The 25,214-nt window shown below is 63.8% G+C and carries 22 protein-coding genes and 1 other annotated feature; of the genes, 7 read left to right on the forward strand and 15 right to left on the reverse strand.

Translation table 11 applies throughout. From position 1 onward, the window contains the following. Positions 1 to 6: 6 nt before the first annotated feature. Positions 7 to 477, reverse strand: a complete 471-nt coding sequence (nusB, locus tag CRO48_RS10650) for a transcription antitermination factor NusB (RefSeq protein ID WP_097138988.1) — start codon at positions 475 to 477, stop codon at positions 7 to 9. After that, positions 474 to 935, reverse strand: a complete 462-nt coding sequence (gene ribH, locus CRO48_RS10655; RefSeq protein WP_097138990.1) for a 6,7-dimethyl-8-ribityllumazine synthase — start codon at positions 933 to 935, stop codon at positions 474 to 476. Before ribH ends, nusB begins: the two co-directional genes overlap by 4 nt. 215 nt (positions 936 to 1,150) lie before the next feature. Here ribH and CRO48_RS10660 point away from each other — a divergent pair, with 215 nt between their 5' ends. After that, the gene (locus tag CRO48_RS10660; RefSeq protein ID WP_097138992.1) at positions 1,151 to 1,675 is read left to right on the forward strand and encodes a cupin domain-containing protein; all 525 of its coding nucleotides are present in this window, start codon (positions 1,151 to 1,153) and stop codon (positions 1,673 to 1,675) included. A gap of 144 nt (positions 1,676 to 1,819) precedes the next feature. Here the strand turns inward: CRO48_RS10660 and CRO48_RS10665 are convergent, their stop codons facing one another. The 8 genes from CRO48_RS10665 to CRO48_RS10700 form a co-directional block, all read right to left on the reverse strand. Continuing rightward, positions 1,820 to 2,644, reverse strand: a complete 825-nt coding sequence (locus CRO48_RS10665) for a Hint domain-containing protein (protein ID WP_097138994.1) — start codon at positions 2,642 to 2,644, stop codon at positions 1,820 to 1,822. A 223-nt stretch (positions 2,645 to 2,867) separates the two neighbouring features. Further along, positions 2,868 to 3,488 carry a riboflavin synthase gene (locus CRO48_RS10670; protein WP_097138997.1) on the reverse strand — a complete coding sequence of 207 codons (621 nt, stop codon included), beginning with the start codon at positions 3,486 to 3,488 and terminating at the stop codon, positions 2,868 to 2,870. 2 nt (positions 3,489 to 3,490) lie between these two features. Then, positions 3,491 to 4,597, reverse strand: coding sequence for a bifunctional diaminohydroxyphosphoribosylaminopyrimidine deaminase/5-amino-6-(5-phosphoribosylamino)uracil reductase RibD (ribD, locus tag CRO48_RS10675; RefSeq protein ID WP_097138999.1), 1,107 nt, complete (start codon positions 4,595 to 4,597; stop codon positions 3,491 to 3,493). Positions 4,598 to 4,599: 2 nt separating this feature from the next. Beyond that, the gene (gene nrdR, locus CRO48_RS10680; protein WP_097139001.1) at positions 4,600 to 5,079 is read right to left on the reverse strand and encodes a transcriptional regulator NrdR; all 480 of its coding nucleotides are present in this window, start codon (positions 5,077 to 5,079) and stop codon (positions 4,600 to 4,602) included. Between the two features lie 8 nt (positions 5,080 to 5,087). Next, the gene (gene glyA / locus CRO48_RS10685) at positions 5,088 to 6,386 is read right to left on the reverse strand and encodes a serine hydroxymethyltransferase (RefSeq protein WP_097139003.1); all 1,299 of its coding nucleotides are present in this window, start codon (positions 6,384 to 6,386) and stop codon (positions 5,088 to 5,090) included. Between the two features lie 191 nt (positions 6,387 to 6,577). After that, entirely contained in the window at positions 6,578 to 7,903 is a 1,326-nt protein-coding gene (locus tag CRO48_RS10690; RefSeq protein ID WP_097139005.1) for a L,D-transpeptidase family protein, read from the reverse strand. Between the two features lie 321 nt (positions 7,904 to 8,224). Further along, positions 8,225 to 8,734, reverse strand: a complete 510-nt coding sequence (gene ldtR / locus CRO48_RS10695) for a transcriptional regulator LdtR (RefSeq protein WP_097139007.1) — start codon at positions 8,732 to 8,734, stop codon at positions 8,225 to 8,227. Positions 8,735 to 8,858: 124 nt separating this feature from the next. Next, entirely contained in the window at positions 8,859 to 9,296 is a 438-nt protein-coding gene (locus tag CRO48_RS10700) for a DUF6163 family protein (protein ID WP_097139008.1), read from the reverse strand. 199 nt (positions 9,297 to 9,495) lie between these two features. Here CRO48_RS10700 and hemB point away from each other — a divergent pair, with 199 nt between their 5' ends. From hemB to CRO48_RS10720, 4 genes are all read left to right on the forward strand, one after another. Then, the gene (hemB, locus tag CRO48_RS10705) at positions 9,496 to 10,503 is read left to right on the forward strand and encodes a porphobilinogen synthase (RefSeq protein WP_097139010.1); all 1,008 of its coding nucleotides are present in this window, start codon (positions 9,496 to 9,498) and stop codon (positions 10,501 to 10,503) included. A gap of 81 nt (positions 10,504 to 10,584) precedes the next feature. Beyond that, positions 10,585 to 11,070 carry an RDD family protein gene (locus tag CRO48_RS10710; RefSeq protein ID WP_407071912.1) on the forward strand — a complete coding sequence of 162 codons (486 nt, stop codon included), beginning with the start codon at positions 10,585 to 10,587 and terminating at the stop codon, positions 11,068 to 11,070. Positions 11,071 to 11,246: 176 nt separating this feature from the next. After that, on the forward strand, positions 11,247 to 12,008 hold the full coding sequence (locus tag CRO48_RS10715; protein ID WP_097139014.1) for an arginyltransferase: 762 nt from the start codon (positions 11,247 to 11,249) through the stop codon (positions 12,006 to 12,008). A 15-nt stretch (positions 12,009 to 12,023) separates the two neighbouring features. After that, positions 12,024 to 12,944 (forward strand): DMT family transporter, encoded by a 921-nt coding sequence (locus CRO48_RS10720; protein ID WP_097139016.1) that lies wholly within the window; start codon positions 12,024 to 12,026, stop codon positions 12,942 to 12,944. 157 nt (positions 12,945 to 13,101) lie between these two features. Here the strand turns inward: CRO48_RS10720 and parC are convergent, their stop codons facing one another. After that, positions 13,102 to 15,381, reverse strand: a complete 2,280-nt coding sequence (gene parC / locus CRO48_RS10725; RefSeq protein ID WP_097139018.1) for a DNA topoisomerase IV subunit A — start codon at positions 15,379 to 15,381, stop codon at positions 13,102 to 13,104. Between the two features lie 401 nt (positions 15,382 to 15,782). Here parC and CRO48_RS10730 point away from each other — a divergent pair, with 401 nt between their 5' ends. Next, positions 15,783 to 16,970, forward strand: coding sequence for a hypothetical protein (locus CRO48_RS10730; protein WP_097139019.1), 1,188 nt, complete (start codon positions 15,783 to 15,785; stop codon positions 16,968 to 16,970). A gap of 72 nt (positions 16,971 to 17,042) precedes the next feature. Here the strand turns inward: CRO48_RS10730 and CRO48_RS10735 are convergent, their stop codons facing one another. The 4 genes from CRO48_RS10735 to aspS form a co-directional block, all read right to left on the reverse strand. Further along, complete coding sequence (locus CRO48_RS10735; RefSeq protein WP_097139021.1) at positions 17,043 to 18,527, reverse strand: SulP family inorganic anion transporter; 1,485 nt, start codon at positions 18,525 to 18,527, stop codon at positions 17,043 to 17,045. Between the two features lie 70 nt (positions 18,528 to 18,597). Beyond that, positions 18,598 to 18,653, reverse strand: a sequence feature (sul1 is cis-regulatory element that is thought to sense ions involved in sulfur or methionine metabolism; They are found in Alphaproteobacteria). Between the two features lie 123 nt (positions 18,654 to 18,776). Then, a complete protein-coding gene (locus CRO48_RS10740) occupies positions 18,777 to 20,909 on the reverse strand; it encodes a methyl-accepting chemotaxis protein (RefSeq protein ID WP_245423487.1) in 2,133 nt (710 codons plus the stop codon). A 136-nt stretch (positions 20,910 to 21,045) separates the two neighbouring features. Further along, the gene (locus tag CRO48_RS10745) at positions 21,046 to 21,528 is read right to left on the reverse strand and encodes an FUSC family protein (protein ID WP_245423497.1); all 483 of its coding nucleotides are present in this window, start codon (positions 21,526 to 21,528) and stop codon (positions 21,046 to 21,048) included. Between the two features lie 13 nt (positions 21,529 to 21,541). Next, entirely contained in the window at positions 21,542 to 23,329 is a 1,788-nt protein-coding gene (gene aspS, locus CRO48_RS10750) for an aspartate--tRNA ligase (protein ID WP_097139025.1), read from the reverse strand. Between the two features lie 620 nt (positions 23,330 to 23,949). Between aspS and CRO48_RS10755 the strand changes: the two genes are divergently transcribed. Next, positions 23,950 to 25,188 carry an MFS transporter gene (locus CRO48_RS10755; RefSeq protein WP_097139027.1) on the forward strand — a complete coding sequence of 413 codons (1,239 nt, stop codon included), beginning with the start codon at positions 23,950 to 23,952 and terminating at the stop codon, positions 25,186 to 25,188. The last annotated feature ends 26 nt before the right edge of the window (positions 25,189 to 25,214 follow it).

Raw genomic sequence — 25,214 nt, forward strand, 5'->3', positions numbered from 1 at the left:
TTTCGATCAGGCCCGAACCTGCTTTGCGATGCGGTCCAGCACCGCGTTCACCAGTTTCGGCTCCTCGTCCTCGAAGAAAGCCTTGGCGATCTCGACGTATTCGGTGACGATCACCGCGACCGGCACGTCGCGGCGCTCGATCAGTTCAAAAGCACCCGCACGCAGGATCGCGCGCACGGTCGCATCGAGCCGCGAAAGCGCCCAGTCGTCCTGCAGTGCTGCGCCGATCAACGGGTCGAGCTTGCGCTGGTCGCGCACGACGCCGGCGACGATCGAACGGAACCAGGAGGCGTCCGCCTTGAGATAGGTGTCGCCATCGACTTCCTGCCCGAGACGATGCGCCTCGAACTCCGAGACGATCTCCAGAACGCCCGTGCCGCCGATTTCCATCTGGTAAAGCGCCTGAACGGCGGCGAGGCGCGCCGCACCCCGCTGGTTCGCCTGCTTCACCGGCTGGTCCGATTTGTCCTTGGTCACGATACGCCGCCCAGTTTCTTCTTCAGTTCAATCATGCGCAATGCCGCGCGTGCGGCAAAGCCGCCCTTGTCGCCTTCGGAGCGGCGGGCACGCGCCCAGGCCTGCTCGTCGTTTTCCACCGTCAGGATACCGTTGCCGATCGGCAGGCTTTCGCTCACGCTCAGATCCATGATCGCACGGCAGGATTCGTTGGCAACAATGTCGAAGTGGTAGGTCTCGCCACGGATCACCATGCCGAGCGCCACGAACCCGTGGTATTCGGTGCCGCCATAATCCATGCCGTCGAGCGCCATGGAGATCGCAGCGGGGATTTCGAGCGCACCGGGCACGGTCACGATGTCGTAGCTCGCCCCTGCCGCGTCGAGGGCGGCTTTTGCGCCGTCCAGAAGCGCGTCGGACATGTCGTCGTAGAAGCGCGCCTCGACGATGAGGATATGAGGGGTTTCAGCATTTGCCATGGGTCACCCGAACGTTGGAAGGAAAGGCACGCGGATCGTCGCGGCAGAGCGGCGGTCAAACCACGACCGGGCGCCATTGGCAAGGAAATTCGCACATTTTCGCGCGGCGAGGCGCGCAAGCCCGTCTTGTGCCGCATCGCCAACATATGCTCGTCATTCCATAGCGCCGATCTTCGCCATGCGACACCCGAACCTGCCACCGGAGACACCAGACCATGACAGAAACCCGCACGCCCGTCGTCAACCCGACAAGGCTTAAACTCGACCACTGGACGAATGGGGCGTTCTTCGAATCGCGCGACGTCGCCATCGGTCAGTTGCTCGGCTTGAAGGATCTCGGCATCGGCTACGGAGAAGTGCCGCCAGGAAAATCCGGCTGCCCCTTCCACAACCACCATGTCGAGGAGGAATTGTTCGTCATCCTCGAGGGCACCGGCACCTACCGCTTCGGCGATCAGCGCCACGAAGTCGGTCCCGGCGACGTGCTGGGCGCGCCTGCAGGCGGACCGGAAACGGCACATAACCTGATCAACACCGGGCAGACGGTGCTGAAATATCTCTCCATATCCACGATGGCTGCCACCGAGATCTGCGAATACCCCGATTCCGGAAAGTTCCTGGCAAAGACCCGGCCCGCTGCCGGAGGCCCGGTCGAGTTCCGGTATGTCGGCCGGACGCAGGGCGCGGTCGACTATTGGGAGGGGGAGCCGGGCGCAGAGGACGACGGACCGTCTCCGTGACTGCTTCGGCGCATTTACGCATGTTCAACGAGGAGCAGCCGCCTGGACGGCTGCTCCGGTTTCAAGGGGACCTGCAAGCGCGAGCCCCGGCAACGTCAGGAGATGCGCGCCTTGCCCCGGCGCGCAATCCGGTCAGCAATCCCGTCAGGCAGCCAGCGCCTGCGCGCGGGCGGCAAAGCGTTCCTGGGCATCGCCGATCGGGTCGTGGACCTTTGCGAACGGCAGCACGGCGCTCCGTAGCAAGGCCTTCAGATGGTCGCGGCCGCGATTGCGCACGATCGGCGCGAACGGTGCCATGACGGTTACGGCAGCCATCGGCATCACCTTGTCGACTTCCGCGAAGTTCACGAACACTTCGTGGTTGGCCGCCTCGATGCGGAAGGTTTCGGCCGGCGCGCCTTCGGCGAGCACGACTTCATGGCTGTCGAGCAGGATATGGTAGTAGTCCACCGCCTCATAGCCGGCCGGAAGGGCCGGTGCGATCGTAGAACCGTTCACCAGATCCTTGGCCTGGATGAGGACGCCGTCCACATACAGGCTGTGATAGGGCGAGACGTAAAGGTCCGCACGCGGGGTGTTCTCGTCCAGAGCATGACGAGCGATGCGGATCGGCAGTACGTCGCTGTTCCAGGTCGGGCCGAAACGTTTGAAGGTCTGGTGCCCGATCCAGCGAATGGGCATGCTCTCGCCGCGAACGGTTTTCACCATGTCGCCGACGCGGAGTTCTTCCACGCGGACTTCCCCGTCGGGCGTCGAAATGGACGTACCCTGCAGGAAGCAGCGAGGCCCCCCACCGGGACGGCCACCGCCGGGACGACCGCCGCCACGACGTGCCCAGGCGTGGCCGGGTACGATCGAGGAAGCCAGAACGCCCATTGCAGCAGCTTTCGCCCCCGTGGAGGCAGCCAGACCGAGGAAGTTACGTCGAGCCCGATTTAGCTGGGAGGGCCGCTTACTCTTTGAAGACATCGTTCTCTCCTTGCCTTTAAATTTACGGATTCACCACTTACACTTCGATATCCTGCCGCAAGGAGTCATATAAAGAAATATACATGCCCATGGCCTTCCACTGTAACAACGGTTGCCCGTATTACTTCGAATGACCAAGGTCGGTTACTTTAGCGGTAGGGCTACCACCAAAGTTGGTGGGGGGAGCAGGGCTTCGACCCTTGGACGAACGATCTAGAACGTTCTAGCTCGTCGGCGCAGCGGGGAATTCCGCAAGGCGGGCGGCGTAGCGCGCCATGGTGTCGGCCTCAAAATTGACAAAGTCGCCGACTGTGCGCTCACCCCATGTGGTGACTTCCAGCGTGTGCCGGATGAGCAGCACGTCGAAAACGTCGCCGGCAACCTTGTTGACCGTCAGCGACGTGCCGTCGAGCGCGACGGACCCCTTGGGCGCGACGAAGCGTTCGAGGCCGGCGGGCGCGCGCAGCGTATAGCGGGTGGCGTCGCCCTCTGCCTCTACCGCCAGGATTTCGGCCTTGCCGTCGACATGGCCGGAAACGAGATGGCCGCCGAGTTCGTCGCCGATCTTGAGCGAGCGCTCGAGGTTGATGCGGGTTCCCGGCCGCCAGCCACCGATCGTGGTCAGACGCAATGCCTCTTCCCAGGCTTCGACCTCGAACCAGCGCTCGTTGGAGCCCTCGTCCGGCAGCGCCGTCACCGTTAGGCAGGTGCCGGCGTGGGAGATCGAAGCGCCCATATCGATGGTTGCCGGATCATAGGCGGTGCGCACGCGCAGGCGAACGCCCTCGTTCATGGGCTCGAGCCGCTCGACCGTGCCGACATCCGTTACGATTCCTGTAAACATCGTTAGTCTCTTTCGTATTCTTCCAGCAAATCGGTTCCGAGGCGCATCGTGCGGCGCAGCGTGAAACCCGGCGGCACTGCGCCCGGCACAAGTGGGGATGCGATGCCGTTTTCGCCAATGGAATCGGCACTGGAATAAAGGTGGATCCGGTCGACGAACCCCCCGTCAAGGAAGCTCGCCGCCACCGTCGCTCCGCCCTCGACCAGGAGCGAGGATATCCCGCGCGAGGAAAGCGCCGCCAAAAGGGTCGCGATATTGCGCGGATCGCATTGCAACACCTCGACTCCCGCCTCGTCCAGTGCTTCGCGGCGCGCCAGAAACGAACGGTCGGCGGCATCGTCAAAACGCGGCGGTTCGCCGGCCACGTCGATGACCGGCACCTCCCGCGCCGTCAGCGCCAGCTTGCTGTAGAGCGGCAGCCGCAGATCCTGATCCAGAACGATGCGGATCGGCGAGCGATCCTGCAATCCCGGAAGCCGGCAGGTCAGTTCGGGGTCGTCGGCCAGCGCCGTACCGATACCGGCGAGGATCGCATCGCTCTCGGCGCGCAGAATCTGTACCTGCCCGCGCGCTACCGGTCCCGTGATGGCCACCTGCCCCGCGCCGAGTCGGCCGAGCATACCATCGGAGGAAACGGCAAGCTTCAGAGTCACATAGGGACGCTTGTTGATCTTTTGCATGAGGTAGGCGGCCAGGGCGCGGCGCCCTTCACCCTCCAGCACGCCGGTCTCGACCTCGATCCCGGCGGCGGCGAGCATGGCAATCCCCCTGCCCGACACGCGCTCGTCCGGATCGACGACGGAGACCACGACACGGGCAACCCCCGCCTCGATCAGGCCTTCGGCGCAGGGCGGCGTCTTGCCGTAATGGGAACAGGGTTCGAGCGAGACATAGGCGGTGGCACCGCGGGCCGCCTCGCCGGCCTCGGCCAGCGCGACCCGCTCCGCATGCGGCCGCCCGCCAAGATCGGTGACGCCCGTCGCAACGACGGCCCCGTCCTTGACGAGGAGGCAACCGACGGAAGGATTGGTTCCCGTCCTGCCGAGGTTGCGCAGGCTCAGCCGGATCGCGGCGGCCATGAAGCGCTCGTCTTCCGCCGCGACCGCCATGATCAGGCCTCGTCGCCGGGGTCGCGGGCGATCTTGGCCGCGACTTCGGACAGCGTCTTCTCGAAATCGTCGACGTGGGAAAAGTCGCGGTAGACGGAGGCGTAGCGGACGAAGGCCACGTCATCGAGCGCCTTCAGCGCCTCCAGCACCTGCAGGCCGATCTGTTCCGACGATATCTCCGTCTCGCCCGAACTCTCCAGCCGGCGGACGATGCCAGAGACCGCACGTTCGATGCGGTCGCGATCGACCGGCCGCTTGCGCAACGCGATCTCGAAGGACTTCATCAGCTTGTCGCGGTCGAAGGGGGCCTTGCGGCCCGTCTTCTTCAGCACCATCAGTTCACGCAGCTGCACCCGCTCGAAGGTGGTGAAGCGGCCGCCGCAATCCGGGCAGATGCGGCGGCGGCGGATGGCGGTCCCGTCCTCTGCAGGACGGGAATCCTTCACCTGGGTATCTTCCGAGGCGCAATAGGGGCAGCGCATGTCCGTCCTTACATGTAGGGATACATGGGGAAACGGTCGGTCAGCTTGACGACCTTCTCCCGGACGGAGGCTTCGACGGCGGCATTGCCCTCGTCGGAGTTGGCGACCTTCAGCCCGTCGAGGACCTCGACGATCAGCTTGCCGATCTCCCTGAACTCGGCCTCCTTGAAGCCGCGGGTCGTGCCGGCCGGCGTGCCGAGGCGGACGCCGGAGGTGACGAAGGGCTTTTCGGGGTCGAAGGGGATGCCGTTCTTGTTGCAGGTGATGTAGCCGCGGCCGAGCGCAGCCTCGGCCCGCTTGCCGGTAGCGTTCTTCTTGCGCAGGTCGACCAGCATCAGGTGGTTGTCGGTACCGCCGGAGACGATGTCGAGGCCGCCGTCGATCAGCGTCTCGGCCAGCGCCTTGGCGTTCTTGACGATCTGGGCCGCATAGTCCTGGAACTCTGGCTGCAGCGCCTCGCCGAAGGCGACAGCCTTGGCGGCAATGATGTGCATCAGCGGGCCGCCCTGCAGGCCGGGGAACACGGCCGAGTTGATCTTCTTGGCGATTTCTTCGTCGTTGGTCAGAACGACGCCGCCGCGCGGGCCACGCAGGGACTTGTGCGTCGTCGTCGTGGCGACGTGGCAGTGCGGGAACGGCGAAGGATGCTGGCCGCCGGCGACGAGGCCGGCGATGTGGGCCATGTCGACCATCAGATAGGCGCCGACCGAATCGGCGATCTCGCGGAAGCGCTTCCAGTCCCAGATGCGCGAATAGGCGGTGCCGCCGGCGATGATCAACTTCGGCTTGTGCTGCTCGGCCTTGCGCGCGACATCTTCCATGTCGAGCAGGTTGTCGCCCTCGCGCACGCCGTAGGAGACCACGTTGAACCACTTGCCGGACATGTTGACCGGCGAGCCATGGGTCAGGTGGCCGCCCGAATTCAGGTCAAGGCCCATGAAGGTGTCGCCCGGCTGCAGCAGCGCCAGGAACACGGCCTGGTTCATCTGCGAGCCGGAATTCGGCTGGACGTTGGCAAAGTTGACGCCGAACAGCTTCTTGGCGCGTTCGATCGCGAGCTCCTCGGCGATATCGACGAACTGGCATCCGCCATAGTAGCGCTTGCCCGGGTAGCCCTCGGCATACTTGTTCGTCATGATCGAGCCTTGGGCTTCGAGCACCGCGCGCGAAACGATGTTCTCCGACGCGATCAGTTCGATCTCATGACGCTGGCGGCCGAGTTCCTTCTCGATCGCGCCGAAGATATCCGGATCGGTATCGGCAAGCGAGCGGGAGAAGAATGCTTCGGTGGTGGAAGAATGGCTCATCCTCGAGGCTCCTGTGAGACGGTGGCACGGTGTTTATCGTCCTCGCATGGCAAGGGCAATATCCGCTGTGCCGATTGCGCCATTTCCAGCCCGACCGGGAAATAAAAGCGACAGGCCGCACCGGAAACCAGAAACGAAAGGGCCGCGCAAACCCTTCGGTTGCGCGGCCCCCAAAGACATGGCGAACAGGCTTACTGCGGCAGGAAGTCCTGCTCTACCGACCCGGCCGACGGCTCGACGCCGATATTGGTCTGCAGCGCCAGCTCGGCAACGCCGTCGCGCTCGTAGATGTCGTCACGGAACTGCACGACGCGGTCGGTGGCCGACCAGGCGGTGACGTAGACGATGTAGACCGGCACTTCCTGGGAAAGCTTGATCGGCGTGTTCTGCCGGGTGGAGATGACGCGCTCGATCTCCTGCCGCGACCAGCCGGGCGTGTCGCGCAGCAACCATGTGACGAGGTCGCGAACGTTCTGCACACGCACGCAGCCGGACGATTCGAAGCGCATCAGCTTGTTGAACAGGCCCTGCGAGGGCGTGTCGTGCATGTACTCGTTGTTGGGATTGTGGAAGTTGATCTTCGTCGAAGCCATGGCGTTGATCTTGCCCGGGTCCTGGCGGAACATCAGGTTGGGCGCCTTGTCGGCGAACCAGTCGATCGTCTCCGGCGCCACTTCCGTTCCCTTCCCGTCGATCAGGCGGATCGAGTTGCGCGTCAGGTAGGTCGGATCCTTGCGCATCAGCGGCACGATGTCCTTCTCGACGATCGAGCGCGGCGCGGTCCAGTACGGGTTGAGGATGACTTCGTAGATCTTGGAATTGATGGCGTGCGTCGGGCGGTCGATCTTGCCGACGACGGCGGTGTGGCGAAGCGCCACGCGGTTGTTCTCCACCGCCTCGATATAGGCGGCCGGGATGTTGACCATCACGAAACGCTGGCCGAGATCGCCGGACATCGCCTGGATGCGCACGAGATTGGTCTGCAACTGGCCGAGCCGGACATCCGCGGGCACGTTCATCGCCTTCAGGGTGTATTCGCCGAGCACGCCGTCCGCCGGCAGGCCATGACGGGCCTGGAAGCGCTTGACCGCGCCGTCGACATAGGAATCGTAGGCGTTCGAAATGCCGGCGGAGCGCGGCAGATCGCCGGAAATGATCAGGCGCTGGCGCAGCTGCTGCACCGACGGGTCGCTGGTGCCGAGCTCAAGCTTCCCCGGCGCGTTGACCATCGGCCAGCCGCCATTGGAAACGATGCCCTGGTAGTCGAAGATCGCCTGCTGGATATGGCCGGCCGAGCCGGGGCCGAAGATCGGATTGTTGGAAACGACAGCCGTCGCCGTCCGCGAGGCCTTCGCGTCGAACTGGTCGTCCCAGTTGCCGCGGCGGGGAGCGTTGAGGATATCGTCGATCGCGGTCTGCGCGCCGGCGGAACCTGCCACGGCAGCAGCCCCAAGCGTTGCTGCGGAACGCAGGAAAGTGCGGCGTGAAAACACATCATTTCCGATCTTGCGAGACATCTATCCTACCATTCTCTACCCGGCCGCAATATCGGCCTTCGCCCGTACGAACATCGAACCACCAAAGGCCCATATCCCACGGAACCTAATACGAACAGGGTTAACAAACGGAAACCGGCCATGCGGAGGGCGCATGCCTGCGGCCATAGCTTCCGGTCTCATAGCAATATGGCCAAAGCGTGTCGCGGGGATGCTGGCGCGGGTAACGCGCGCGTGATGGCCTGCACTTGTATTCAGCCACTCCCAATAGAGGAAAACCGGACGCGCAGGTCTGCGCATCCGGTTTTGACACTGGCTGACCGCCCGATCGGGCCGAATGCTTTACAGGCGATAGAGGATGCTGTCGTTCCAGAAGCGGTCGAGGCGCTGCAGGAGACGGTTCATCTCGTTGAACTCGTTCTCGCCGATGCCACCGACCTTCTGGATGGAGCCGATGTGGCGGTCGTAGAGCTTCGCCACCGTCTCGGCGATTTCCTGGCCGCTCTCGGTCAGGCTGATCCGAACCGAGCGACGGTCGACGCGCGAGCGCTGGTGGTTGATGAAGCCGAGATCGACCAGCTTCTTGACGTTGTAGGAAACGTTCGAGCCGAGGTAGTAGCCGCGGGAGCGAAGTTCGCCGGCGGTCAGCTCGGAATTGCCGATGTTGAAGAGGAGCAGCGCCTGGACGGCGTTGACGTCGGAACGACCGGCGCGGTCGAACTCGTCCTTGATGACGTCGAGCAGACGGCGGTGCAGACGCTCGACGAGGTGAAGGGATTCCATGTACAGGTTGCGGATCGCATCTTCGTGGGTTTCGACTGCGACCGCCTGCGGCTTAAGCTTCGTGTTCATTTTCTGCCTCACTGTTTTGGTGGCGGTGTCTGTTTTCCCGCCTTGAGTGAGACCCTATCGAATGCGTCTAAAATTCTACTTAAACCGCAGCCTTAACAGCGCCTTACCGGTGCGCCACCCTGTCTCAGGGTAAATCAGTCCTTACCTGCCGCGTCTGCTTGCGCCGCTGCAGGAAGAGCGCAGCCTGGAAAAGAACGTAGATGACGGCCACGGTGATGTGGGCGATCACCAATAGCCGGTTGATCCCGAAAATCGAGGGATAGAACTCGTGCATCGCGATTTCCGTCGCCGCCGCGAGCACCCAGACGACCGCCCCCCAGGGCGCCAGAAGCCAGAGCCCGACCGCCGCCACCGGAAACATCATCGCCAGCGCCGTGGACGCCGCCTTCCACGCCGGCGGCAGCAGGTCGAAGCGCCCCCTCCCCTCCAGCGAATAACCGGTCAGCATCGCCCAATACTGAAGGGCGAACCACAGGCAGACGGCAGCCATCACGCGCAGGAACGTCACATACAGCGTATCGGTCAGCGTCCATCTCGGTACATTCGGGGAATCAGAAGCCATGGGCAGACAATAGCAGCCCCCGCCGGGGCATAATACCGATGTTCGATGATCCGAACCCGTTGCGCCGGATCGATTTCGGTTTCCGCCCAGGCAGCAACGCGCCTGGCAAGCGGCCTTGTGCCGCATTCGCATCCGATAACGCCTTCTGGTAACCCGTCCCGACGTGCTATGAGCACGCAAAACATGCAAGGACAGTTCCATGACCAATGTCGTCGACCAGATCACCGGCCATCGGCGGATGCGCCGCAACCGCAAGGCGGACTGGACGCGCCGTCTCGTGCAGGAAAACCGGCTGACGGTGGACGACCTGATCTGGCCGGTCTTCGTCATCCCCGGTACCAATGTGGTGGAGCCGATCCCCTCGATGCCCGGCGTCAACCGCATGAGCGTCGATCGTCTCGTCGAAGCGGCGAAGGAAGCCGCCGACCTCGGCGTGCCGGCGCTCGCAACCTTTCCCAACATCGAGATGCGCCTGCGCGACGAGACAGGCTCCAACAGCCTTGCCGCCGACAACCTGATCAACGAGGCAACGCGCGCGCTGAAGAAGCATGTGCCGCAGATCGGCGTGATCACCGACGTGGCGCTCGATCCCTTCACCAGCCACGGCCATGACGGCATCCTGCGCGGCGCGGAGATCGTCAACGACGAAACGGTCGAGCAGGTGGCCAAGGCCGCCGTCGTCCAGGCCGATGCCGGTTCCGACATCATCTCGCCTTCGGAGATGATGGACGGACGGATCGGCGCGATCCGCCAGGCGCTCGACGCCGCCGGGCACCAGAACGTCGGCATCATGTCCTATGCGACCAAGTTCGCCTCCGCCTTCTATGGGCCGTACCGCGAGGCAATCGGCACTGGCGGGCTCTTGAAAGGCGACAAGAAGACCTACTACATCGACCCCGCCAACGGCACCGAGGCGATCCGCGACGCTGCGCTCGACGTGGAGGAAGGCGCGGACATGCTGATGGTCAAGCCGGGCCTGCCCTATCTCGACATCTGCTTTCGGATGAAGGAAGCGTTCGGCCTTCCCGTGTTCGCCTATCAGGTCTCCGGCGAGTATGCGCAGATCAAGGCTGCGGCCATGAACGGCTGGATCGACGGAGACCGGGTGATGATGGAGACGCTGCTCGCCTTCAAGCGCGCCGGCTGCGACGGCATCCTGACCTATTTCGCCGTCGAGGTCGCCCGGCAGCTTTCGAAGAAGGGCTGACGGTCTGCGCGCAATTCACCCGCATGGCTTGGGGCAAGCCGACTTTATTGCTTTTGCGCCCGCAATTCCCATATCAGTGGCATGAGTGAACACAGGAGCCATTCGATGAGCAATTATGACGAGGTTCGTCTGCCGAGCACGGACTGGCGCGCCTATCGCGGCGTGCTGTCCCGACGGATCTTCGCCTTTCTGATCGACTATGCGATCGTGGCCCTTCTCTGGGTGCCTGCGGCTGTCATCGTCTTCTTCCTCGGCATCATCACGCTGGGCCTTGGCTGGATGCTTTATCCGGCGCTCTTCGTCATCGTCGCAATGCTTTATTTCGGCCTGACGATCGGCGGACCGAACCAGGCGAGCGTCGGGATGAACGTGATGGGGCTAGCCGTGATGCGCGTAGACGGGCGGCCGATGGATTTTCTCACCTCCGTCGTCTATCTCGTGCTGTTCTGGCTCGGCAATGCCCTGCTCACGCCCTTCATCCTGCTGATCGGCCTTTTCACCGATCGCAGCCGGTTGCTGCACGACCTGCTTCTCGGCACCGTCGTCGTCCGGCGCTCGGGCTTCTGAACAATCGGCAGCTGAACGTTGCGGCCGCCGCCCTTCCGGGCGGCCCGCCCCCGACCGGAAGGCTCGTGAAGAGTATTGGCAACGCCGGTACTAGCTCTCCGAACAGGTTGACCTTTTCCTTAACTGCGCCATGCTAGTATTGTCAGTCAGGCCGGTTGGAGTCGCGCGCCGAAAACATGAATACCCAGACAACCCCCGCCCCCCAATTCTACCTGACGGCTCCGGCTGCATGCCCCTACCTGCCGCACGAAATGGAGCGGAAAGTCTTCACGCACCTCGTCGGCGAGCGCGCGCCGGAGCTCAACGACCTGCTGACGCAGGGCGGTTTCCGCCGGTCGCAGAACATCGCGTACCGGCCGGCATGCGAAACCTGCAGGGCGTGCATTTCGGTGCGGATCCTCGTCAACGAGTTCGAACCGAGGCGCTCGATGCGGCGCGTGCAGGCTGCGAACCGCGATCTCTTCGGCTACGAATACCCAGCCGAGCCCTCCAGCGAACAGTACACATTGTTTCGCCGCTATCTCGACCGCCGCCACCAGAAGGGCGGCATGTCGGACATGTCGGTTCTCGACTATGCGATGATGGTCGAGGATACGCATGTCCACACCAAGGTCATCGAATATCGCAAGCGCACAGAAGGCGCCGGCCTTGAAGAGCGCCCCCGGGGCGAGCTCATCGCAGTGGCCCTGACGGACCGCATGGGCGACGGGCTCTCGATGGTCTACTCATACTTCGATCCAAACGAGCAGCAACGCTCGCTCGGAACCTTCATGATTCTCGATCACATTCGCCGCGCCAGGGCGCTGGGGCTGCCGCACGTCTATCTCGGCTACTGGGTGAAGGGTTCGCGAAAAATGGACTATAAGACAAAGTTTTTGCCGCAGGAGCACCTGATGGCGCGCGGCTGGGAACGCTATGATGGCGGAAGTTCGGACTGAGAATCGGATTTCCGCGTGACACCTGTGCAAGACCCCAGCCTGCATCGCAAAGGCCTGATGATCACCGCAATCGGCGGCCTGGCCCTTTCCTTCGACATTCCCCTGATCCGCTCGGCCCACGGCGAGGTGTGGTCGGTGCTTGCCGTGCGCAGCATCGCCACCTTTCTGGTGGCAATGGCCGTCTGGTCGGTCTTGCGCCTTCTGCTGCATCGTCCGCTGCCGCTGATCCCGGGTCGTGCCGGCCTTGCCGCCGGCGTGCTGTACGGCATCAACTCGCTCACGTTCATGCTCGCGGTCTTCAACACGACCACGGCCAACGTCGTGTTCATCCTGGCCTTCACCTCGATGTTCGCTGCCCTTCTCTCATGGCTTTTCCTCGGCGAGCGCCCGTCGAACGCCACGCTTGCGACCATGGCGGCGATGGTCTGCGGCGTCGTGCTGATCGTCCATGACGGGCTGGAGAGCGGCAACTTCTTCGGCGATGCGATGGCCGCCTGCTCCGCCTTCCTGCTTGCGAGCGCCATCACCATCAGCCGAAAAAGCGGTGCCGACATGGGCTTCGTGCCGCTGGTGACCGCCATCGTGCCCGGCCTGGCCGGGCTTCTAATGCTTCCCGGCGGCTCACTGCAGATCGAACAGCCAGCCTTTATCCTCTTCAACGGGCTGGTCATGATCCCGCTCGCCTTCTGGTGCCTTGCCACGGGACCGCGATATCTGTCCGCGCCCGAGGTCGGGATGTTCTATCTGCTGGAAACGGTGCTGGCGCCGATCTGGGTGTGGATCGTCTTCGCCGAGCAGCCCTCCGGACAGACACTGGTCGGCGGCTCCATCCTCATCCTGGCGCTGCTGTGCCATTCGCTGTGGCAGATGCGCAGCAAGGCGAAGGCGGCGCGGCTGCAGAGCGCCAGCGCCGTGGCCGCCCCGACGTACCCCTGACAGGTCGAATTGCGACCGGCCGAGGCAAAGAACGCATTGCCATTGTCGTGCCCGGCGTGTTCCTCATGGAGAATGGCCATGAAATCGCCGTTGACGACCGCACGCTCCAAGAATTCCTGCTCGGCGCCGAAGCGATACCGCTTCGGCTGGAAATGCACTATCCGCTGAACTTGCCGCTGCGCGGAAAGCCCTTCGGTACGGTGCGCCCGGCGCTGGCGCGGTCGGCCAGCCATTCGGCTAGCTCTTCCTTGCTGCGCACGAAGTTGCGGCCGGCGCTGTCGTCCCAGGTCAGGCCCTCGTCGAGCGCGAAGCAGCGGATGTCGGAAACGCCACCGTCCTTGTAACGCTGCAGGCGCACGCCCTTGCCGCGCGACATTTCCGGCAGCTGCGCCAGCGGGAAGATCAGCATCTTGCGGTTTTCACCGACGACGGCGACATGGTCGCCGCGCACGGGCACCACAAGCTTGGCCTCGTCCGGCATGCCGACATTCATGATCTGCTTGCCCTTGCGGGTGTTGGCGATCATTTCCGTCTCTGCGATGACGAAGCCGTTTCCGGCCTGCGAGGCGAGAATCACCTTCCGAGCCGGATCGTGCACGAAGGCGGTCAGGACGTCCTGATCGTTCTCCATGTCCACCATGATGCGCAGCGGCTCGCCATGGCCGCGTCCGCCCGGCAGTTTGTCAGCACCGAGCGTGTAGACCTTGCCGCCGGTCGTCAGCACGAGGATCTTGTCGGTCGTTTGCGCCGGGAACGCGACGTTGAGGGCATCGCCTTCCTTGAACTGCAGGCCGGAGGTGTCGGCGATATGCCCCTTGAGCGCGCGGATCCACCCCTTCTCGGAAATGACGACGGTGACCGGCTCCTTCTCGATCATCGCCTGCTGAATCGCCTCGATGTCGGTTTCGGGCGCATCCGAGAACTGGGTGCGGCGGCGGCCGATCTCGGTGGCCTTGGCAAACTTCTTCTTCACCTCGCCGATCTGCCAGGCGACGGTCTGCCACTGCTTCGGCTCGGAAGCCAGCAGCGCCTCGATCTCCGCCTTCTCCTTCGTCAGTCCGTCGAACTCGGTGCGGATCTCGAATTCCTCGAGCTTGCGCAACGAACGCAGCCGCATGTTGAGGATCGATTCGGCCTGGAGGTCGGTCAGCGAGAAGCGCGCCATCAGCGCCGGCTTCGGCTCGTCCTCCTCGCGGATGATGCGGATCACCTCATCGATGTTGAGATAGGCGACGAGATAGCCGCCGAGGATTTCCAGCCGCCGTTCGATCGCAGCCAGCCTATGGCGGGAACGGCGCACCAGCACTTCGCGGCGATGGGCCAGCCATTCCGACAGGACCTCGTTCAGCGCCATCACCCGCGGCACGCGCCCCATCGAGAGCACGTTCATGTTCAGCGGCACGCGGCTCTCGAGCTCGGAAAGCTTGAACAGCGATTCCATCAGCAGCGTCGGATCGACGCTGCGGCTCTTCGGCACGAGCACGATGCGGACGTCCTCGGCCGATTCGTCGCGGATGTCTTCCAGCAGCGGCACCTTCCGCGCCAGAAGCAGTTCTGCGACCTTCTCGATCAGGCGCGACTTCTGCACCTGGTAGGGAATTTCGGTGACGACGATCTGATAGCCGCCGCGCCCCAGGTCTTCGGTCTCCCACTTTGCCCGGACGCGGAACCCGCCGCGGCCGGTGCGGTAGGATTCCAGCATGCTTGCGCGGCTTTCCACGATGATGCCGCCGGTCGGAAAGTCCGGTCCCTCGACCCCGCCCTTCTGCGGGTTTGCCGGATCGAACATCAGGTCCTCTACGGTGGCGTCCGGGTGCTTGATCAGGTGGAGCGCCGCATCGCAGAGTTCGTGCGCATTGTGCGGCGGGATGGACGTCGCCATGCCGACGGCGATGCCCGAGGCGCCATTGGCCAGAAGGTTCGGGAACGAGCCCGGCAGCACGACCGGCTCCTCGTCCTCCTCATTGTAGGTCGGGCGGAAATCCACCGCGTCCTCGTCGAGCCCTTCGAGGATCAGGGTTGCGACATCGGTCATGCGCGCTTCGGTGTAGCGCATCGCCGCAGCGTTATCGCCGTCGATATTTCCGAAGTTGCCCTGCCCGTCCACCAGCGGGTAGCGGATGGCGAAATCCTGCGACAGGCGCACCAGCGCATCATAGATCGAGGCGTCGCCATGCGGGTGGAACTTACCCATGACGTCGCCGACGATGCGGGCGCATTTCTTGTAGGCCTGTCCTGGATCCAGGCGGAGAATACGCATCGCATGCACGATGCGCCGATGAACCGGCTTCAGGCCGTCGCGCACGTCAGGCAGCGCGCGATGCATGATCGTCGACAGCGCATAGGCAAGGTAGCGCTCTTCAAGCGCCGCCTTCAGGTCGACCGGAAGGATATTGTCGTCGTCTCCGCCACCAGGCGGCAAAATCTCTTGTCCCATGGGACTTGACTACCGAAAAGCCCGATTCGCGGCAAGGAAACCGGGCGATTGCGCTGTGGATAGCCGGCCAAGGAAAATCGGACAGAGCGCACGGCATGGTTGTCATTGCCGCTGTGAGACAATAGAAAACCCCGCCGACAGGAGACAGCGATATTCCATCGGCCGGGCAAGGGATTCCGAGGCCCCGACCGTTTTGGGATCGGATCATCACGCAACGGGATATCGGCGGTCCGGGCAGCCGGTCCGCCCTCATTCCCGCCACCATTGAAGTGAAATAGTAGGGTGCGCAATCCCGCCCCGGCGCGGGATGCAAGCCCATTTGCATGACGAATAGACAAGCCGTATCAAACGTTTCCGAGCCGGACGACGGCCGATGGCCGGCACGACAAGAAGGAACCATTATGCTTTACAACCGCACTCTCCGTAAGATGTTTGCCAGCGTCGCGCTTGCGGCAATTGCAAGCCCCGCCTTCGCGCTCGACGGCGCCGACCTCGTCGCCAAGCTCAACGCGGCCAACAGCGCCAGCGGCATCACGGTGACCTACGGCAACATCGCGGTCGACGGCGATACCCTGACGCTGCAGGCAGCGAAGGTCACGCCCACAGGCGGCAAGGCGCTGGAAATCGGCGACATCACGCTTGAAGGCGTCGGGGAAGATGGCGACGGCGGCTACACGGTCGAAACGGTGAGCTTTCCGGACATCAACAAGACCGAAGGCGACACGACCATCGTCGCGTCCGACATCCAGCTCGGCGGCCTGACCATACCCGCCAAGGCGGACGGCAAGACGCTCGACACCATGCTCTTCTACGAGACCGCGTCCACCGGCCCGATCATGGTCACCAACAAGGGCAAGGAAGTCTTTTCGACCTCCGGCATCGCGGGCAGGGTCGAGCGCCGAGCAAACGACGCCGGGATGGACTTCGACGGCTCGGTCTCAAACATCAAGGCCGACCTGACCACGATCCAGGATCCGAAGGGCAAGGATACGATCGAAAAGCTCGGCCTGCAGACGATCGAAGGCAAGATCGACATGAAGGGCAGCTGGGAACTTGGCAGCGGCCTCTTCTCCGTCGACGAGTATGCATTCGATTTCAACGACGTCGGCAGGCTGAACCTGGCTTTTGCGATTTCCGGCTACACGCTCGATTTCATGAACACGATGCGCGAGGCGGTGGAGACGGCGCAGGCCAACCCGAACAAGGAAGAGGCGAACAACGCGCTCGGCATGTCGATGCTGGGCATGCTGCAGCAGCTGACCTTCAACAGCGCCGAAATCAGCTTCAACGATGCGTCGCTGACAAAGAAGGTGCTGGACGTGGTCGGCGCCGAGCAGGGCGTTTCCGGCGACCAGATGGCGCAATCGCTGAAGGGGCTGGTGCCGCTGATGATCGCACAGCTGAACATGCCGGAACTGCAGAACCAGATCTCGCAGGCCGTCAACACCTATCTCGACGATCCGAAGTCGCTCAAGATCACCGCCGCGCCGGCAAATCCCGTCCCCTTCCCGATGATCATGGGGGCTGCGATGGGCGCGCCGAACACGATCCCGCAGGTGCTCGGCGTGACGGTGACTGCCAACGAATGAGCGGCTGAGCTTGCCGAATGAAGGTGACGAGGAACCCGGCGGCGACCCGCCGGGTTTTCTTTTCGGTCGAATTCAGTGCGATGCCGGCAGGGCTGTGCGTTCCTTGTCGTGGACCGCGAAGCGGTCAAGCATGTGGGCACTCGCCTCGTTCAGCCCCTTCACTTCGACCTCGATGCCGTGGCGGCGATACTTCAGCACCACCTTGTCCAGGGCGCCGACGGCGCTGATGTCCCAGAGGTGGGCGCTGGACACGTCGATCACCACCTTCTCCAGTTCCTCTGCGAAGTCGAAGGCCGCGACAAAGCTCTCGGTGGAGGCGAAGAAGACCTGGCCTTCGACGATGTAGGTGCGGATACGGCCGCCCGCATCGGCTTCGGAGCTGACCCTGAAGAGGCGTGCAACCTTGCCTGCGAAGAAGACGCCGGAAAGGAGCACGCCGACGAGGACGCCCTTGGCAAGGTCGTGCGTTCCCACCGTGGTGACCACGGTTGCCAGCATCACGATGGAAGACGGTAGCGGGTTCTTCCCAAGATCGATGATCGAGCGCCAGGAAAACGTACCGATCGAGACCATGATCATCACCGCCACCAGAGCCGCCATCGGAATGATCCGCACCAGGTCGTCAAGGACGAGGATCAGGAACAGCAGAAAAGCGCCGGCGACGAACGTGGACAGGCGGCCGCGGCCGCCGGAGCTGACGTTGATCACCGATTGCCCAATCATGGCGCAACCGCCCATGCCGCCGATCAGGCCGGAGGCGATATTGCTCGCGCCCTGGCCGATGCACTCCTGGCTCTTCGAGCTCGTCGTGTCAGTCATGTCGTCGACGATCTGTGCCGTCAGCAGCGATTCCAGCAGACCGACCGCGGCGAGCGCTGCCGAATAGGGAAAGATGATCTGCAGCGTCTCGAGAGTCAGCGGCACCTGCGGCAGGGCGAAAATCGGCAGTGCCGAGGGAAGCTCGCCAAGATCCCCGACGGTGCGCAGATCCAGCCCGCCCCACCAGGCAATCGCGGTCAGCACGAGGATGGCCACGAGCGGCGACGGCACCGCCTTCGTAAGGTAGGGGAAGAGATAGATGATGGCGAGTCCGGCTGCGATCATCACGTAGGTCAGGTGCGGCACGCCGACGAGTTCGGGCAATTGCGCCATGAAGATCAGGATCGCCAGCGCGTTGACGAAACCGGTGATGACGGAGCGTGAGACGAAGCGCATCACGCGGCCAAGCCTGAGGACGCCGGCAACGATCTGGATGGCGCCCATCAGCAAAGTCGCAGCGAAGAGATATTGCAGGCCGTGCTCCTTGACGAGCGTGACCATCAGCACCGCGGTTGCGGCGGTCGCAGCCGAAATCATGCCCGGGCGGCCGCCGGCGAAAGCCGAGACGCAGGCGATCGCAAAAGAGGCAAACAGGCCAACCTTGGGGTCGACCCCGGCGATCACGGAAAAGCCGATCGCTTCAGGAATCAGCGCAAGGGCGACGACGATGCCCGAGAGGATGTCTGCGCGAATGTTACAGAACCATTCGCGACGGTAGGCAGAGAGTGTGGTTTTCATTGAGAGTTTCGCAAAGTCCATGCATCCAGGCCGGCGGGGTGGCCGGCATGTGAGTGATGTGATGCATTTGCGTTGTCTGGCGGATCGGCGGCCAGAAGAGCCACCCGGAGTTTCACCGGGTCCGTGGTGATTACCTTTCGTATAGTCGCCCCTGCCCCGCATGGCAACATACGAGGCAATCAGCACTGCCGCCTCTGGTCGGGCCTGCAATCGAAAAACCCGCGCCAGTCCGCCGATCCGGTGCCTCCGTCAGCGGCCGGAGCCGGCAAAGCGCAGGACCCTTCCCGGCGCGGCCGCCACCTCCGGCGTCGCAGCGTCCGCCGGCAGCTTGAAGGCGGAGACTAGCGCCCGCAGCCGTTCAGCCTGCGCGGCGAGCAAGGCGCTCGCCGCGGTGTTCTCCTCCACCATCGCGGCATTCTGCTGCGTGCCCTGATCCATCTGGTTGACGGTGGCGTTGACAGCGGAAATGCCGAGCGACTGCTCACGAGAGGAAACGGCAATCGCCTCCATCAGCGCATGGATGGTCTTGACCTCCTGTCCGATCGCCTGCAGCGCCGTACCGGTGTTGCGGACGATCTCCACGCCGTCCGCGACCTCCGCGGTGGAATTGCGAATCAGATCCTTGATCTCCTTTGCCGCAACGGCGGAGCGCTGCGCCAGTTCGCGGACCTCCTGTGCGACGACCGCAAAGCCGCGACCCGCCTCTCCGGCCCGCGCCGCCTCGACGCCGGCGTTCAACGCCAGAAGGTTCGTCTGGAAGGCGATCTCGTCGATGACGCCGATGATGCTGGAGATCCGCCGCGACGACTGCTCGATGCGCTCCATCGCGCCCACGGTGCCGCCGACGAGTTCGGCCGTCCGTTCGGCGTGGACGTTGGCGCGGGACGCGACGTCGCGCGCCTCCTGCGCCCGTTCGGCCGCATGGGTCACATTGACGGTAATCTCGTCGAGCGCGGCCGCCGTCTCTTCCAGCGACGCCGCCTGCCGCTCCGTGCGCGCCGAAAGCGTATCGGCGCTGGCGCTGATCTCGCGGCTGCCGCCGTCGATCGTGCCGCTGACGGTGGAAATTTCCCCAAGCGCTGCCCCCAATTGCCGCAACGCCTGGTTCAGGTCGGCGCGCAAACCTTCGAATTCCGGCGAAAACGCTTCCGTTAGCTGGAAATCGAGATTGCCGCCGGCGAGCCGGCGCAGGCCGGCCGCAAGGCCCTGCGTCGCCTGCATCAGCCGCTCGTGAGCCTCGGCCTCCGCGCCTGCCTGGATCGCCGCGCGCTCGGCCTCGGCCTTTCTGCGGCCCGCCTCCGCCTGTTCCTCCAGCCGACGGTTATCGATCGCCGCCTGCCGGAACACTTCGAGTGCTGCGGCCATCGCGCCGATCTCGTCGCGGCGGGATAGGCCAGGAACGGCGATCTCCGTCCTGCCTCCGGCCAGGGATCGCATCGCCTGCGTGATCGATCCGATCGGGCGCACGATCGAGCGGCCGACGAGCCAGACGGCGAACAACAGCGCCGTCACCGCCACGCCAATCAGGACAGCGACGACGGTGATGGTGCGGCGGGCCGAAGCCTCGGTCGCGGCGAGGTTCTCAGACCGTTCGCGGGCAAAGAGCGCAGTCGCCCGCTGCTTTGCCGGCTGGATCTCCGCGTGCGCGGCGCTCACCGCCTCGCGGGCGGCGGCCTCCCTCAGGCTCGTTTCCGAGTACAGACGGAAGGCGTTGCGATAGACCTCGAACGTCTCCATCACCCGCTGGCGCTGTGCGCCGGGACGGTAGAACTTGCGCACGAGGCCGGTGAACGTCTCCGCCTCCTCCGCATGCCGCTCGATGTATTTCGCATCGCGACGCAGGATGAAATCCTTCTCGTGCCGCCGCAGCATCAGCATGCTGGCACGCACGCCGGCATCGTCGATGGCCTGAAGTTGCTCCTCGATGCTGTGCACGGACGATCGCATGGCGCCCTCAAGTCCCTGCGACTGGTCGAGCCCCAGTTCCTCGTTGAGCTTCACCAGGCTCGCGAAAGCGCTTCGATAGGTCTCGAACCGGGCGCCGATCTCCTGCAGTTCCGCAGCCAGTTCCACGCCGGCCTCCGCCTCCAGCCTTTGCAGGCGCATGGCCGCGCTTGCGGCGGTCTGCTCGAAGGCGGCATTCGCCGACAGGTCGTGTCCGAGCAGGAAGTCCTTCTCCGATAGCCGTGCGGCAAGGAAATCCGCAGACAGGCTGCCGAACTCGGCCTCGCGCGCCGCGAGCCGGTAGCCCGTCTCGCGATTGGCGGCTTCGAACTGCCGCTGCGCCAGAAGGATGCCCGCGATGACCGCGATGCCGGCCACGGCCAGCACTCCCAGCACCATCAAGCGGTGCGCAATTTTCAGCTTGGACAGAATGGACATGGATAGCGCCCCATAGAAAACGAAGCCTGTCCTATCGCCTCCAAGAACTTAAAGGAAACTCAAGCCTTTATGAAGGTTTTGTGACAATTCACAGGCCCGCTCGCGCAAGGCGGTCGTCACACCGCTGCCAACCGTCTCAGTCCTTTCGGCGACCGTGGAAGAAGACGATGGCGACGATGACGCCGATCACCACCCCAAGGATGACGTCGAGAAAGCGCGCGAGACCGGCACTCTGCGGCCCGAGCAGCAGGACCAGCATGGCCGACGCGCCGGCCTGGATCGGAACGACCGGTGCAAGGCCGAAGAGCGAAGCGAGCATCATGGCGATGAAGGTGGCTACAGCAAGCCGGACTTCGCCGAGAATATCGGGCGCCAGGTCATAGGGAATGAGGAAGGCCAGTTCGCCGACGATGATGCCGATGGTCACGCCGACCAGCAGGTTGGCACCCTGCCGAAGGTGGTCGGGGATGCCGGGGGCCAGGCAGATCAGCGCGCTGATCGCCGCAAATATCGGCTGTGGCTGCCCGAACAGGAGGTGGGCAAGCCAGTATGCCAGGGCGGCGGACAGCGCCGCCGCCAGGGCACGGGAGAATGCTGCGCGACCGCGATCGAGCAGCATCCGCAGCACGAGATCAGTCCTTCTTGGACGGAACGACGCGCAGCCCCAATTCGCGCAGCTGTGCCGGGGTTGCCGGCGACGGTGCGTTCATCAGGAGGTCCTGCGCCTGCTGGTTCATCGGGAACAGCGAGATTTCGCGCAGGTTCTTGGCGCCGACGAGCAGCATGACGACGCGGTCGATGCCGAAGGCGCAGCCGCCGTGCGGAGGAGCGCCGTACTGGAAGGCGCGGTAGAGGCCACCGAAGCGCTCTTCCACGTCGGCCTGGCTGAGGCCCACCTTCTCGAAGGCCTTGACCATCAGTTCCGGCGACTGGTTACGGATCGAGCCCGAGGCGATTTCGAAGCCGTTGCAGACCGCGTCGTACTGATAGGCCTTCAGTTCCAGCGGATCCTTGCTGTCGAACGCCTCCAGACCGCCCTGCGGCATGGAGAAGGGGTTGTGCGCGAAGTCGATCTTCTTCTCGTCTTCGTTGTACTCATAGAACGGGAAATCGACGATCCAGCACATTTCGAAGCGGTCGCGATCGACGAGGTTCAGCTCCTCGCCGGCGCGCGTGCGGGCTTCGCCGGCAAACTTGTAGAACTTGGCCGGGTCGCCGGCGACGAAGAAGCAGGCATCGCCGTCATCGAGGCCGAGCTGCGTGCGGATGGCTTCGGTGCGCTCCTCGCCGATGTTCTTGGCGAGGGGACCCGCGCCTTCGAGCTTATCGCCTTCCCTGCGCCAGAAGATGTAGCCGAGGCCGGGCTGGCCGGTCGACTGTGCCCAGGCGTTCATGCGGTCGCAGAAGGCGCGGCTGCCGCCGGTCTTGGCCGGGATCGCCCAGACCTGCACCTTCGGGTTGGACGCGATCATGTTCGCGAAGACCTTGAAACCGGAGCCGGCGAAGTGATCGGTGACGGCTTCCATGACGATGGGGTTGCGCAGGTCCGGCTTGTCGGAGCCATACTTGCGGATCGCTTCGTCATAGGGAATGCGCGGCCACTTCCTGGTGACCGGCTTGCCTTCGGCAAACTCCTCGAAGACGGCCGTCATCATCGGCTCCATCGTATCCCAGACGTCTTCCTGGGTGACGAAGCTCATCTCGACGTCCAGCTGGTAGAACTCGCCCGGCAGGCGGTCGGCGCGCGGGTCTTCGTCGCGGAAGCACGGTGCGATCTGGAAGTAGCGGTCGAAACCGGCGACCATGAGGAGCTGCTTGTACTGCTGTGGGGCCTGCGGAAGCGCGAAGAACTTGCCCTCGTGAATACGCGACGGCACGAGGAAGTCGCGGGCGCCTTCCGGCGACGACGCGGTCAGGATCGGCGTGGCGTATTCGGCAAAGCCGGCCTCTCCCATGCCCTTGCGCATGGCCGAGATGATCTGCGTGCGCTTGACGATGTTCTTGTGCAGCGTCTCGCGGCGCAGGTCGATGAAGCGATACTTCAGGCGCACGTCTTCCGGGTACTCCGGCTCGCCGAAGACCGGCAGGGGCAGTTCCTTGGCGGCGGAAAGCACTTCGATTTCCTGCGCGTAGAGCTCGATCTCGCCGGTCGGCATGCCCTTGTTGACGGTCTCTTCCGTGCGCGCCTTGACGAGGCCGTCAATGCGGATCACCCATTCGCCGCGCACCGTCTCGGCCAGCTTGAAGGCCGGGCTATCGGGATCTGCGACGACCTGGGTGATGCCATAGTGGTCGCGCAGGTCGATGAAGAGCACGCCGCCATGATCGCGGACGCGATGAACCCAGCCGGAAAGGCGAACGGCCTGGCCGACGTCGGACTTGCGGAGGGCGGCGCAGGTGTGGCTGCGGTAACGGTGCATTGTTCTATCCTGGAATGCGCTTGAGCTCGGCTCGCAAAGCGGTGCCGCACTTCTTGAAAATCGGCCGGAAAAGCGCATGGCCGGCCCGATTTGTCAAGGCTTGGGGCTCAGCCCCACGCGTAGCGGCGATGCTCCGCGTCCTGTTGCGGCATTCGCCGTTTCGCCGGAGCCCGTTGCGGCCGCCGCCCCCGGCGCGGGCAAACGGCAGATGGGACAAGGCAGGTTAACGGCGCTTTGCCTTTCGATTCACCATGTTGCTCCACCCGAATTTAAGCGATGCGGTGGAATATCGGGGGACTGCATGATGCAGGTCTAACAAGAAAAAGGGCAATGATATGCTTGAACTTCCTATGCTGACGCCGCTGATCATCATTTCGGTCGCCGTATATTTCTTTTTCCGCTGGGTCGTCTTCGACATGAACCGCCAGTAATGCCGTCGCGAGCAACGCAGACCATTTCCCCCCTCGCAGCCGATCGATCGGTTGATTTCAGGCCCGATCGGCCGGCTGCGGTTCAAAATTCCTTCTCCTTGTCACTTCTGGCCTGTCGTGCGGCCACATCCGCCTGTAGTAATCGCCTGCGACGCAAAGCGCATTGCGATTCCCTCCTGTGGCGGCCCCATGAGCCAGATCCGTCTCCTCGTCCCCCTTCTCGTCACCGCCGGCATCCTGATCGGGGGCAATGGCCTGCAGGGAACCTTCATCTCGCTGCGCGCCTCGCATGAAGGCTTTTCCACCTCCCTGATCGGCCTTGTGGGAGCCGGCTACAACATCGGATTTGCCGTCGGCTGCATCTACGTCACCCGGATCCTGCGGGCGATCGGCCACATCCGGACCTTCTCGGCCATGGCGGCGATCGCATCGGCCTCGTCGATATCGATGCTGCTGGTCATCGACCCGACGTTCTGGTTCCTCATGCGACTGCTGTCGGGACTGTGCTTTGCCAGCCTGTTCGCCACGGTCGAAAGCTGGCTGAACGCCAGCGTCACCAATGCCAACCGCGCGCGCACGCTTTCGGTCTATCGCCTCGTGGATCTCGGCTCGGTGACGGCGGCGCAGTACCTCATACCGGGCGTCGGCATCGGCGGCTTCCAGCTGTTCGCCATCGTCTCCATGGCGCTGACACTCTCGCTCGTGCCGATTTCGCTTGCCGACCGCTCGAGCCCGATTGCGCCTGACGCTATCCGCTTCAACGTCAAGAAGCTATGGAACATTTCTCCGCTGGCGACGATCGGCTGTATCGTCGTCGGACTGACGAACGCGGCGTTCCGCTCGCTCGGGCCGATCTACGGCCAGGAGATCGGAATGTCGGTGACGGCGATCGCGAACTTCATGAGCGCCGGCATCATCGGAGGCGTCGTGCTGCAATATCCGCTGGGCCTTTATTCGGACAAGCTGGACCGCCGCGTCATCATCCTCATCGCCACCTTCGGCGCGACGGCCGCGGCCCTCTTCCTGGCCATCTATGCCGGCAGTGACGAATGGCTGAACATGGCCGGCATCTTCGTCTTCGGGGCCTTCGCCATGCCGCTCTATTCGCTGTGTTCGGCCCACGCCAACGACCACGCCGGCGAAGGAGAGCACGCGCTGGTGTCGGCAGGCATGCTGTTCTTCTGGTCGATCGGCGCGATCATCGGCCCGCTCTTCGCCTCGGTGCTGCTCGACATGTTCGGCCCGGGCTCGCTGTTCACCTATACCGCCGTGGTGATGGTGGGCTTCATGGCCTATACCGTTCTGCGCATGACCGCACGGCCCGGGGTACCTGCCGAACAGCGGCACGGACGCTTCCGCAACCTGCTGCGCACCTCCGCCTTCTTCAACAAACTGGCAGGAGACAGCCGCAACGGCGAGGAGCGCTGATTTGTCGCCGCGCGGTCCGTGCAGGA

Origin of the sequence: Rhizobium subbaraonis (assembly GCF_900220975.1) — a bacterium.
In the GTDB taxonomy this organism is placed as follows: Bacteria; Pseudomonadota; Alphaproteobacteria; order Rhizobiales; family Rhizobiaceae; genus Mycoplana; species Mycoplana subbaraonis.

Coding starts and splice junctions, on each gene's coding strand:
- CRO48_RS10690 (WP_097139005.1), bottom strand. CDS start 7,903: ATGTCTCGCAAGATCGGAAATGATGTGTTTTCACGCCGCACTTTCCTG.
- ribD (WP_097138999.1), bottom strand. CDS start 4,597: ATGGCGGTCGCGGCGGAAGACGAGCGCTTCATGGCCGCCGCGATCCGG.
- CRO48_RS10755 (WP_097139027.1), top strand. CDS start 23,950: ATGAGCCAGATCCGTCTCCTCGTCCCCCTTCTCGTCACCGCCGGCATC.
- CRO48_RS10745 (WP_245423497.1), bottom strand. CDS start 21,528: ATGCTGCTCGATCGCGGTCGCGCAGCATTCTCCCGTGCCCTGGCGGCG.
- CRO48_RS10715 (WP_097139014.1), top strand. CDS start 11,247: ATGAATACCCAGACAACCCCCGCCCCCCAATTCTACCTGACGGCTCCG.
- ribH (WP_097138990.1), bottom strand. CDS start 935: ATGGCAAATGCTGAAACCCCTCATATCCTCATCGTCGAGGCGCGCTTC.
- nrdR (WP_097139001.1), bottom strand. CDS start 5,079: ATGCGCTGCCCCTATTGCGCCTCGGAAGATACCCAGGTGAAGGATTCC.
- aspS (WP_097139025.1), bottom strand. CDS start 23,329: ATGCACCGTTACCGCAGCCACACCTGCGCCGCCCTCCGCAAGTCCGAC.
- CRO48_RS10710 (WP_407071912.1), top strand. CDS start 10,585: ATGAGTGAACACAGGAGCCATTCGATGAGCAATTATGACGAGGTTCGT.
- CRO48_RS10730 (WP_097139019.1), top strand. CDS start 15,783: ATGCTTTACAACCGCACTCTCCGTAAGATGTTTGCCAGCGTCGCGCTT.
- CRO48_RS10665 (WP_097138994.1), bottom strand. CDS start 2,644: ATGTCTTCAAAGAGTAAGCGGCCCTCCCAGCTAAATCGGGCTCGACGT.
- glyA (WP_097139003.1), bottom strand. CDS start 6,386: ATGAGCCATTCTTCCACCACCGAAGCATTCTTCTCCCGCTCGCTTGCC.
- ldtR (WP_097139007.1), bottom strand. CDS start 8,734: ATGAACACGAAGCTTAAGCCGCAGGCGGTCGCAGTCGAAACCCACGAA.
- CRO48_RS10740 (WP_245423487.1), bottom strand. CDS start 20,909: ATGTCCATTCTGTCCAAGCTGAAAATTGCGCACCGCTTGATGGTGCTG.
- CRO48_RS10735 (WP_097139021.1), bottom strand. CDS start 18,527: ATGAAAACCACACTCTCTGCCTACCGTCGCGAATGGTTCTGTAACATT.
- CRO48_RS10700 (WP_097139008.1), bottom strand. CDS start 9,296: ATGGCTTCTGATTCCCCGAATGTACCGAGATGGACGCTGACCGATACG.
- CRO48_RS10660 (WP_097138992.1), top strand. CDS start 1,151: ATGACAGAAACCCGCACGCCCGTCGTCAACCCGACAAGGCTTAAACTC.
- parC (WP_097139018.1), bottom strand. CDS start 15,381: ATGGGACAAGAGATTTTGCCGCCTGGTGGCGGAGACGACGACAATATC.
- CRO48_RS10670 (WP_097138997.1), bottom strand. CDS start 3,488: ATGTTTACAGGAATCGTAACGGATGTCGGCACGGTCGAGCGGCTCGAG.
- hemB (WP_097139010.1), top strand. CDS start 9,496: ATGACCAATGTCGTCGACCAGATCACCGGCCATCGGCGGATGCGCCGC.